This is a genomic window from Desulfobacter sp., from assembly GCF_050177295.1.
The window spans coordinates 1-10,129 of sequence record NZ_JBFXHE010000136.1 but is presented as its reverse complement, the minus strand read 5'-3'; the positions used below and the strand labels follow the sequence as shown (position 1 = coordinate 10,129).

General features: G+C 53.6%; 10 protein-coding genes. 5 read left to right on the top strand and 5 right to left on the bottom strand.

Annotated features, from left to right (window positions below):
• The 4 genes from AB7U36_RS11205 to AB7U36_RS11190 form a co-directional block, all read right to left on the bottom strand.
• A partial coding sequence (locus AB7U36_RS11205) for an efflux RND transporter permease subunit (RefSeq protein ID WP_428159860.1) occupies positions 1–2,105 on the bottom strand: 2,105 nt, incomplete at its 3' end.
• Complete coding sequence (locus tag AB7U36_RS11200) at positions 2,102–3,244, bottom strand: efflux RND transporter periplasmic adaptor subunit (RefSeq protein WP_428159848.1); 1,143 nt, start codon at positions 3,242–3,244, stop codon at positions 2,102–2,104. The genes AB7U36_RS11200 and AB7U36_RS11205, both read right to left, overlap by 4 nt.
• 102 nt (positions 3,245–3,346) lie before the next feature.
• Positions 3,347–3,766: a hypothetical protein gene (locus tag AB7U36_RS11195; protein ID WP_428159859.1), complete on the bottom strand. Its 420-nt coding sequence runs from the start codon at positions 3,764–3,766 to the stop codon at positions 3,347–3,349.
• Positions 3,754–4,392: a hypothetical protein gene (locus AB7U36_RS11190; protein ID WP_428159858.1), complete on the bottom strand. Its 639-nt coding sequence runs from the start codon at positions 4,390–4,392 to the stop codon at positions 3,754–3,756. The genes AB7U36_RS11195 and AB7U36_RS11190 overlap by 13 nt, the downstream gene beginning before the upstream one ends.
• Positions 4,393–4,790: 398 nt before the next feature.
• Between AB7U36_RS11190 and AB7U36_RS11185 the strand changes: the two genes are divergently transcribed.
• The 5 genes from AB7U36_RS11185 to thiD all read left to right on the top strand — a co-directional run bounded on the left by AB7U36_RS11185 (position 4,791) and on the right by thiD (position 9,595).
• On the top strand, positions 4,791–5,786 hold the full coding sequence (locus AB7U36_RS11185; RefSeq protein WP_428159857.1) for an NAD(P)H-quinone oxidoreductase: 996 nt from the start codon (positions 4,791–4,793) through the stop codon (positions 5,784–5,786).
• A gap of 442 nt (positions 5,787–6,228) precedes the next feature.
• Positions 6,229–6,984: an ABC transporter ATP-binding protein gene (locus AB7U36_RS11180; protein WP_428159856.1), complete on the top strand. Its 756-nt coding sequence runs from the start codon at positions 6,229–6,231 to the stop codon at positions 6,982–6,984.
• Positions 6,981–7,730, top strand: a complete 750-nt coding sequence (locus AB7U36_RS11175; protein ID WP_287126719.1) for an ABC transporter permease — start codon at positions 6,981–6,983, stop codon at positions 7,728–7,730. Before AB7U36_RS11180 ends, AB7U36_RS11175 begins: the two co-directional genes overlap by 4 nt.
• An 87-nt stretch (positions 7,731–7,817) precedes the next feature.
• Positions 7,818–8,756, top strand: a complete 939-nt coding sequence (locus AB7U36_RS11170; RefSeq protein WP_428159855.1) for an ABC transporter substrate-binding protein — start codon at positions 7,818–7,820, stop codon at positions 8,754–8,756.
• Positions 8,757–8,779: 23 nt separating this feature from the next.
• The gene (thiD, locus tag AB7U36_RS11165) at positions 8,780–9,595 is read left to right on the top strand and encodes a bifunctional hydroxymethylpyrimidine kinase/phosphomethylpyrimidine kinase (RefSeq protein WP_428159854.1); all 816 of its coding nucleotides are present in this window, start codon (positions 8,780–8,782) and stop codon (positions 9,593–9,595) included.
• On the opposite strand, the gene AB7U36_RS11160 is transcribed toward thiD, so the two are convergent.
• Positions 9,571–10,129 (bottom strand): DUF3656 domain-containing protein (locus tag AB7U36_RS11160; protein WP_428159853.1); only part of this gene is annotated, 559 nt, incomplete at its 5' end. The genes thiD and AB7U36_RS11160 overlap by 25 nt on opposite strands.

Here is a 10,129-nt window from a genome sequence, read left to right as displayed (position 1 = left end):
TTAAGTTGCATCAAAAAGTTGTTCATGACGGACTGAAGCTGCTGGGGATCGTTGTCGGCAGTGGCCTGCAGGCGAATGTCCAGGCCCCCGCTGTTGCCCAGCCCCATGATGGCGGGCGGCACAAACAAGTTGAGCTGGGCGCCCGGCTCCGCGGCCAGCCGGGCCTGCAGCTTTTGCTGGATGGCCATAATGCTCAGCTCAGGCGACTCACGTCTGCTCCAATGGTCAAGGCCGAACATGAAAAAGGCCACGTTTTCGGAAGAACCGCCCATCATGCTGAAGCCGGTGACCTGAATGGTGTAGTCGATCCCCGGTTCTTCGTGCAGCGGGGTCAACACATGCTCCAGCAGTGCCTCGGTACGGGCGCGGGTGGCCCCTTCAGGCAGTTGCGCCATCCCGAAAATGACGCCCTGATCTTCATCGGGCAGAAAGGCTGTGGAACTCATGTTGTACAGAAAATAGACACCGCCGAATACTCCAAGCAGGATCAGGATGGTGAAGACCAGTTTGCGGGCAATCCAGGTGCTGAAGGAAACATAGCTGCCCCGTAAACGGTTGAGCGCGGTATTGAACCAGAGCTTCGGGCCCTTCTCTTTGGGTTTGACCGCCTGGAGAAAAATTGCACAGAGCGCGGGGCTGAGCGTAAGGGCGTTGACTGTGGAAAAGAAGACAGCTGCCGAAATCGACACTGCAAACTGCTGGTAAATCTTGCCGGTGATGCCTCCCATAAATCCGATGGGAACAAAGATGGACAACAAGACCAACGTCGTGGCAATAACCGCGCCACTGACTTGTTGCATCGCCTTGATCGTCGCGCTCTTTTGGTCGAGTCCTTCGCTTTGCATAAGCTCCTGGACCCGTTCAACCACCACGATGGCGTCGTCCACCACCAGGCCGATGGCCAGCACCAGGCCGAAGAGCGTCAGCGTGTTGATGCTGTAGCCAAAGGCCGCCAACACCATAAAGGTGGCGCAGAGCGAGACCGGGATGGTGATTGATGGAATCAGCGTGGCGCGCCAGTTCTGCAAAAAAACATAGCAGACGATGACCACGAGCAGGAAGGTCAGCCCAAGCGTGGACACAATTTCACGGAGGCTGGTGCGGACAAATTCGGAGGCGTCGTAGGAGAGTATGGTTTCAAGACCTTCGGGATAATCCTTCTTGAGCCGCGTCAGTTCACTCTGCAACGCATCCATGGTGTCGAGGGCGTTGGAACCTGGTGTACGGCTCAGGGCCAGCACCACACAGGGAGCGCCGTTGTATTTGGCGGAAAAAAGATAGTTGTCCGAGCCTTTTTCTATTCGTGCAACGTCCTTGAGGTAGACCACCGCACCGTCGGCACCGGTGCGCACCACGATATTGCCGAAGGATTCGGTATCGTTCAGCCGTCCTTGCGCGGTCAGGGTGAAGGCGACCTGTCCGGAGCCGTCGTCCGGTGTGGAGCCGATGGCGCCGATGGAGGCCTGCACATTCTGGTTGCGGATGGCCGCCGTAACTTCGTCGACGCCGATGCCGAGGGCGGAGATGCGGTCGGAATCGAGCCAGACGCGCATGCTGTATTTGGGGCCATAAACCTGTGCACGGCTGACGCCTGGGATCCGTTCAATGGTCGGCTGGATGATTTTATAGGTATAGTCGCTCATCAACTGTTCATCAAGGCTGTGGTCGGGCGAGCGGACAATCAGGAAGCCGAGCATGTCGGCTGACTCGGTTTCAACCGTCACGCCCTGCTGCACCACTTCGGTGGGCAGCATCGGTTCGGCCTGGGATACACGGTTCTGTACCTTCACCTGCGCCATGTCCGGATCGGTGCCCACGGCAAAGGTTACGGTGAGCGAGTAGCTTCCCGAATTGTCGGACGTGGACGACATGTAGATCATGTCCTGTACACCGTTCACGGCATCTTCAATGGGGCCTGCCACGATGTCGGACATGACTTCGGCGCTCGCACCGGGGTAGCTTGCGCGTACCACGATCTGCGGCGGTGTGACCTGGGGATACTGGGTGATGGGCAGCGCGGTGATTGAAAGAATCCCCGCCAGCATCAGGACGATAGAAACCACACCCGCCAGACGCGGGCGATCAATGAATACCCGTGAAATCATTTTCCAGCCTCCTGCAAAGTGACCTGGGCAGTCATGCCCGGCCGCACTTTCTGCACACCATCAACCACGATACGGTCACCGGCCTTCAATCCGGAAAGCACTACGAAGTCACCTTCAACGGATTTCCCGATTTCAACGCGGGCGGTATCGACTCGTCCCTCCCCGTTGACCGTCAGCACATAGGATCCCTGGGGATCAAGCAGTACCGCCCGCTGGGGAATACGGATGCCCATGGGTCGCTGCCCGGATCCGAGCAGAATGTTGACGTAGCCGCCGGGGACCAATCGCCCGTCGGGATTATCGAACAGGTAACGGACCGCCATGGTCCCGGTTTCGGCATTCATAACGTTGTCGTCAAACTCTTTCTTGCCGATCAGCGGAAGCTGAGTTCCGTTGGGCAGACGAATGCGGGCAACCAGACCGTCGGAAGTGCCCGCCAGCTCCTGGGCACGAAAATCCAGGTAAGCGCGGTCGGTCATGGAAAAGACGACACGGATCGGACTGATCTGCACAATGCGGGCGAGTTCGTTGGAGGCGGAGGTGACATAGTTGCCCTTGGTTACGTTTGCCATGCCGATGCGGCCGCTGATCGGCGCGCGCACCTTCGCATAACCCAAATCAATTTTGGCCAAATTCAGGTTGGACTCAGCCTGTCTCAGATTGGCCACGGCCTGCAATTGCTCGCTTTCCGCAGTGTCGAGATCCGACTGCGAAACGCTGCGTCTATTGACATCACGCATACGCTTGAAAAATTTTTCGGCGCGGTTCAGTTCGGCTTTTGCACGGGACAGCTCGGCCTGACGCACGTCAACCATGGCCTGGTATTGTTTCTGGTCAATGGTGAAGAGCAGGTCGCCCGATTTCACAAAAGAACCTTCCGTGAAATGAACATCGTCAATGTAGCCCGCAACTTCCGAGCGGACCATGACCTCCTGCACCGGCTCGACCGTTGCAATATGGTCGGCAAGCACATCCAGGGGCCGTTCCTTCAGTTCAACGGCGATCACCGCGGGCGGCGGCATTTCGCCCATTCCCATCATGCCCGGCGGCGGTCCGCCTGACGGAATAAACAGACTGATAGAATACCCCACGCCGATCAGAATGATCGCGATAACCACTTTTCCGATTGCCTTTACCATTAGACATCTCCTTATTACGGGGCTTTGTTATCCACAAAAAGCCCTTCATCCTTGGCCCGCTGTGAGATCGCCTTGAGCTTGGCCTGTTCTTTAAGCACCTTTTTATTGGCTTCTTCGGATTTTTCCTGCAATGCAAGCTTTTCGGGCCAGATCCTTTTCCGCCTCTGCCTTAAGTTTTACAGCACGGTATCCCCGAGCCTGGAGAATCCGTACGGCCGTTGTAATACCGCTTTTTCCCTCGATCATAGAGGAAAAATCCAGTAACTGTTTCATATGTTCTTCGTCATTGGACAATACAAGGACAGAGGGCCGCCAGTCCCTGGGATGCTCGTGATCCTTTTGTGCACGAATCAGATTGTCCCTGACCAGTTTAAGGTGATAGGACCGCCAGCTGTCCGCCCACCTGGCCGGGGCAGATACCCGTTTAAGATACTGAAAAACGGCAAACAGGATGGCCACGGAAGCAATTCCGGTTTTAAAATCAATGGCCAGCATCACGCCCAGGCAGATCAACGCGCCCACAAGACTAATCTTTTTATTGTACCAACTGAACCCGGATCTTCAAGATCGCCGGACATGCTCACCCCCTGGGTGAACCCGGTCACCGCCGGAAAAAATAGGGCAAAAAGAATCCAGAAAGAGGGCGAACCTTCCCTGGCGGCCCAATTCTCCATAAAAAGCCCGGTATCCCACTGACGAATACCGCCAATGTAAAAGGATAAAAGCGCCAGGGTTAAAAACGCCATGACCACATACTGGAACTTGGTGGCCAGATCCGCCCCGATCCATGCCAGCAAAAAAAGAAACAACAGCGCCGCACCTGCAATAAGCTGTACCGTCACATGGCCGGCCAGGCCGAGGATAGCAGTCAGGGCTTCTCCGAAACCAATGCAGTAAAAGGCAATGGACACGGACTGTGCTAAAAACAGCACAATGCCGATGGCCCCGCCGAACTCTATGCCAAGGGTCCTGGAAATCAGGTTGGCCACCGCAATAATCATCAGGGATTTTCCAAGCCCTGCAGCGCCCAGCACATATCCTAAACGCAGGAAAAGAATGATCCCGAGAATGGTTAAAACACTTGGCGTAAAAACACCGGCAAAAGTGCCCAAGCGGCCGGAAACAGACTCATTGTTATCTGATGACATGGACTTTTCCTTAAATGATTGCCCTTTAGGCAGCCTGATCGCTGATTGGAAATTACTATACTATTAAACGAAGGTAAATAACCAAAACGATCCGTGTCACCAACTTAATTAAAAGACTCGTCCAAAGCGTTGCCCTCGATAAACTCTACAACGAGTTGATCTGCTCACCTTTTTATGATTTGACCTGATAGTTAAGTTAAATTATAGTGTGAACGGAAGAATTTTAATCTCAGTAACTTTATAAGAAAGTCTGGGTAAGTTACTCAGATATTTAAAGTTTTGTTATGGGCTATGCCTGGCGCTTGATATATCAGGTCAACCCATGGCTGTTTTAGAAAAACCCTGACGATATTTAATGGACGTAAATTCATAATCATTTACGATGGAGGAAATCAGCGATGACATCCACATTACCCGAACAGATGAAAGTGATTGAAATTACCGAACCGGGAGGTCCCGAGGCCCTTTGTGTGGGAAGCAGACCTGTGCCCCAGCCGAAACCGGAAGAGGTGCTAATCAAGGTGGCGGCCACCGGTGTAAACGGGCCCGATATAGTTCAGCGTAAAGGGCTTTATCCGCCGCCAAAAGGCGCATCGGACCTTCTGGGTCTGGAGATCACAGGAACCATTGTTGCCGTCGGCAGCGATGTCAAGGATTGGTCTGTGGGAGACCAAGTCTGTGCCCTGACCAACGGCGGCGGTTATGCCGAGTATTGTGCCGTTCTGGCGCCCCATTGCCTGCCGATTCCAAAAGGCTTGAGTTTGGTGGAAGCCGCGGGCATTCCCGAAACGTTCTTCACGGTCTGGAGCAATATATTCATGGGGGCCGGACTTAAAGAAGGGGAAATCTTTCTTGTCCACGGCGGTTCCGGCGGTATCGGCTCAACGGCCATCATGCTTGGAAAAGCTTTCGGCGCAAAGGTGTATGCCACCGACAGCCCTGCAGAACGATGTGAAGCCTGTAAAAGTTTCGGTGCCGATCGGGTTATTGACTACAACACGGAAGATTTTGTTGAAGTTGTCAGAGATGAAGTCAAGGGTGCCGATGTCATTCTCGATATTGTCGGAGGAGACTACATTGCACGCAATATCAAGGCAGCGGCGCCGGGTGGACGCATTGTTCAGATTGCATTTAACAAGGGCTCCAAAGTCGAAATCAATCTGATGCCCATTATGCTGAAACGTCTTCTTTTCACGGGCTCCACCTTGCGCAGCCGTCCGGATGCCTCCAAATCTGAAATTGCGGCACAGCTCAAGGAGAAGGTATGGCCGCTCATTGAGGCGGGAAAAATCAAACCGGCTGTCCACAAAACATTTCCCCTGGAGCAGGCTGCAGAGGCCCATCGGCTTATGGAAAGCGCAATGCATGTCGGTAAAATTATTCTCCAGGTATGACCGTTTAAAGCGTATTATTGTGATGGAATATTCTGGGCCCGCAATAAACCAAGAAAGTAATTGGACAACCGATTGAGTTAGACTTAAATGTTACATTCTTTTCGGGGACGGGCCCCGTGCACATCCATAATCCTTTGCCTCATTGGGCTCATGGTCCTGCCAAAGGAGACATAGGCCGCGTTTGACGCGGGCACGGGTCCGTCCTGGTGGGTTGTTGAGGTCCAGAAAAATTTGCACCAAATAGCACGGAAGCCTGGTAGGTCAATAAAAATTATACTTTATAATCCGTATGAGCCATTCGAAATTCACATTAAACTACAGGCACTTTAACAGATAACCCCTGTTTTGACCCTTGGAACCTGATCCGGATCATACCGGCGAAGGGAAGCTTTTTCCCTTCCCCGCCTGCGGCATTGCCTAACAACAAGACTGGAAGCAACCTATGCTTGAGGTCCTGGGTCTGACCAAGTCATTTGGTTTGCAGGCCATTTTTAAAAATTTCGGCCTGACCCTGCCCCAGGGGCGGTTTACGGTGCTGGTGGGCCCATCCGGGTGCGGAAAGTCCACCCTTTTTGACTGTCTGACCGGCGTGGTCTCTGCGGATCAGGGCACAATTGTATGGCAGGAGAACGAGCATGGTCACCTTGGCAGCCTTGCCGCCTATATGCAGCAAAAAGACATGCTGCTGCCATGGCTGACACTGGAAGAGAACACGCTGTTGCCGGTGCAGGCCAAGCCCCGGGCGCTAAGGGATATGCAACAGGCAAAGGAAACGCTTTCCCAAATCTTTGAAAAAATCGGGCTTTCAGGATTTGAAGCCCATTATCCCTACCAGGTATCAGGCGGCATGCGCCAGCGATGCGCCCTTGCCCGAACCCTGATGTTTGACCGAAACCTGGTGCTCCTCGATGAACCCCTGTCCGCCCTGGACGCCATTACCCGCCGGGAACTGCAGCATCTTTTGCTCATGCTGCAAAAGGAGTTCGGTAAAACCGTTCTGATGATCACCCACGACATTGAAGAGGCCCTGGTCCTGGCGGATGAGATCATCCTTTTAAGTTCCGCCCCCATGACCATTCTGGAGCGATTCCAACCGCAGGCACCCAAACCAAGGGATTTCAGTCTGCCCGAATTCATGGAGATCAAAGCCCGGATACTTTGCCGGCTGCTCAAGGAAAAGGAGAGCATTCAGGTATGAAGTGGTCCGATATATTTTTCCCGACAGGAGTGACCATTGGCATCCTGGTTTTGTGGGAGGTGCTTGTCCGGATCATGGAGATTCCGGCATTTATCCTGCCGTCGCCCTGGGAGATCGGTGTTTGTGCGGCGACAAAAGCCCCCCTGATCTGGCCCCATGCCCTGGCCACAGCCCTGGAGATCATCCTGGGCATTGCACTTGCCCTTGTGACATCGATACCTCTGGCGATATTCATGTTTGCCCGGCCCGGCATTGAAAAAGGGTTGGCTCCCTTTCTGGTTGCATCCCAGGCGGTACCGGTATTTGCCCTGGCACCGCTGCTTGTGATCTGGCTGGGGTACGGCATCTGGTCCAAGGTGTTCATGGCATGGGTGATCATTTTTTTCCCCATTACCGTGAGCCTGTTGTCCGGACTTAAAAGCTGCGACCCTGATTTTCGCAGACTGTTTACTCTCATGGGGGCGGGCTTCTGGATGCAGCTGCGCCTGCTGTACTGGCCCTGGGCCCTGCCCCAGTTTTTTTCAGGACTCAAGGTAGGCGTCACCGTGGCCACCATCGGTGCTGTCATCGGCGAATGGGTTGGTGCTCAGAAAGGGCTCGGGTATCTGATGATCCAGTCCAATGCCCGGCTCAATACCGACCTGGTGTTTGCGTGCATTCTCTGGCTGACGGTCATGGGTCTTGGCCTTTGGGCTCTTGTTAATTTTGCTGAAAAACGAATGGTAACATGGAAAAACAGTGTTTGAACGCAACGCCGCAGATGGGCAACTTTCCGTCCAAACACGGATTTTAGTTAAGGCATCAAATATATATACCAAAGACAAGGAGGAACAATGAAACGACTTTTTGCGCTGACACTGATAATCTTTATAATGCTTTGCAGCACGGCCTGGGCACAGAAACTTGTACTCATGCTGGACTGGTTTCCCAACGTAGACCACACCCCCATCTATGTTGCCCAGCAATCCGGGTATTTCACCGAGCAGGGTATCGAAGTTGAAATTCTTGCCCCGTCGGAAACTTCCGATGCACTGAAACTGGCCGCAGCAGGCCAGGTGGACCTGGCCGTCTCCTATGAGCCCCAGACCATCATGGCCGCCGATGCAGGCCTTATGGTTAAAACCGTAAGCCCCCTTGTGGTCAAGCCCCTGGCCACCCTGATGTTTCTGAACAAGTCCATAAAATCCCCTGCAGACCTGTCCGGTACAAAAATCGGCTACACCGTGCCGGGATCTGAGGACCTGCTGCTCAAAGGCTTTGCCGATATCAACGGAATCACCGACTATACGCCGGTAAATGTGGGCTTCACCATCCTGCCCGCCCTTGTGTCAAAACAGGTTTCAGCCGTTATGGGTCCTTATAAAACATATGAAACCGTAACCTTTGCGCAGCAGGGGGCTGATGCCCGCTTTTTTGAACTGGAAAAGTACGGCATCCCCGAATACGAAGAGCTTATTTTTACGGCAGGTAGCGCCATCCTTGAAAAGAAAGAAAAGGCGATCCGAGGATTTGTCCTAGCCATCCACAAGGCCCTGGCCGACATTCAAAATGATCCTGACAAAGCCCTGGCCATTTACCTTGATGCCCTGCCCGAGGTGGATAAAGAGACGGAAACCAAAGCATTTGCCCTGACAGCACCGAATTTTGCAGCCCCGGGCCAGACCAGCGACCCCGGAAAGTGGCAGGCATTTATCGATTTTGCCCTGAAATACGGATTGATTAAAAACAGGATCAATCCCCAGGATGTTATTCACAACTGGGATGCCAAATAAAAATCATATTTAAAGGTACATTTATGAAAACATACTATCGCGCATTAACCATCGCAGGTTCTGACAGCGGCGGCGGGGCCGGCGTCCAGGCAGACTTGAAAACCTTCAGTGCCCTTGGGGTCTTCGGCATGTCCGCCATTACGGCACTCACGGCCCAGAACACCCACAGTGTCACAGGTATTTTTCCGGTTCCCCCGGCATTTATCGGGGAACAGATTGATGCCGTAATGTCGGATATCGGCACCAATGCCGTAAAAATCGGCATGCTCCATTCACCTGAAGTTATTAAAATAGTGGCCGAAAAACTCAAACAATGGCACTGTCCCAATGTGGTGCTGGACCCGGTGATGATCTCCAAGTCCGGCGACAAGCTGTTGCAGGACGATGCCGTGGCCGCACTGACGAACCACCTGCTGCCCCTGGCCACGGTAATCACCCCGAATCTGCCCGAGGCCTCAGTGCTTTTAGGCAGAACCATCGACACCCCGGAGAAAATGGAAGATGCGGCCGCAGACCTTGCAGATCTTGGCGCAGCCAATGTGCTGGTCAAAGGCGGACATCTGACTTCCGGCCCGGGTATTGATCTGCTCTATGAAACCGCATCCGGACAGACAACACGCTATACAAAAGACCGCGTGAACACAAAAAACAGCCACGGTACGGGGTGCACCCTGTCATCGGCCATTGCCGCAGGCCTTGCCCTGGGGCTTGACCTGAAAACAGCCGTTGCCGGGGCCAAAACCTATATCACCGAGGCATTAAAGGCCGGTGCCGATATCCAAACCGGCTCGGGGCATGGACCGGTCCACCATTTTTATGCGCTGTGGAAAAAGGTGTAAATCTGCATTTCACATTCCCGGCAGTTAAAAACCACTTCAAACCGGAGTTTGCCATGGGTCAGAAACAACGGCCCCAAACAAGACTGCGGGGCATTGTTCGGTTTTTTCTCTGTCTTTCCGGAACACCACCCAAGGCTGCGGCGGATACAGTGTTTTGTGGTCATGACCGACGTACCCGGGCCTGGCGGAGTACATTCAAAGGCATGGTCAATGGATTTTACGCCCCTTTTCTTATAAAACTGAACCGCCAGATGGTTTGCAGCATTGGCCCGGAAATCAAGGTGTTCCCGGTAAAAAGGAACCGGTGTCGGCCTGGGCCCGGCTGTCATTCGCGCATAGGCGGTTAACCGGTTATTTTCCAGGCAGGCCACCAGATCCCGGCGCAGACAGTTCAGATCAGCTGCAGACAGAAACACCGGCTTTGAAAGGATTTCAAGACGGTTCAACTCAAAACAGGTATTGCCCAGTTTGCCCAACTGCTTTTCAATGGCTGCCCTGGCCGTGTCGGGATTACGGGCCGGATCGCCTGAAACA

What these genes read in the sequence shown, in the direction of transcription:
- AB7U36_RS11200 (WP_428159848.1), bottom strand. Translation starts at nt 3,244, where the DNA reads ATGGTAAAGGCAATCGGAAAAGTGGTTATCGCGATCATTCTGATCGGC.
- AB7U36_RS11190 (WP_428159858.1), bottom strand. Translation starts at nt 4,392, where the DNA reads ATGTCATCAGATAACAATGAGTCTGTTTCCGGCCGCTTGGGCACTTTT.
- AB7U36_RS11185 (WP_428159857.1), top strand. Translation starts at nt 4,791, where the DNA reads ATGACATCCACATTACCCGAACAGATGAAAGTGATTGAAATTACCGAA.
- AB7U36_RS11180 (WP_428159856.1), top strand. Translation starts at nt 6,229, where the DNA reads ATGCTTGAGGTCCTGGGTCTGACCAAGTCATTTGGTTTGCAGGCCATT.
- AB7U36_RS11175 (WP_287126719.1), top strand. Translation starts at nt 6,981, where the DNA reads ATGAAGTGGTCCGATATATTTTTCCCGACAGGAGTGACCATTGGCATC.
- AB7U36_RS11170 (WP_428159855.1), top strand. Translation starts at nt 7,818, where the DNA reads ATGAAACGACTTTTTGCGCTGACACTGATAATCTTTATAATGCTTTGC.
- thiD (WP_428159854.1), top strand. Translation starts at nt 8,780, where the DNA reads ATGAAAACATACTATCGCGCATTAACCATCGCAGGTTCTGACAGCGGC.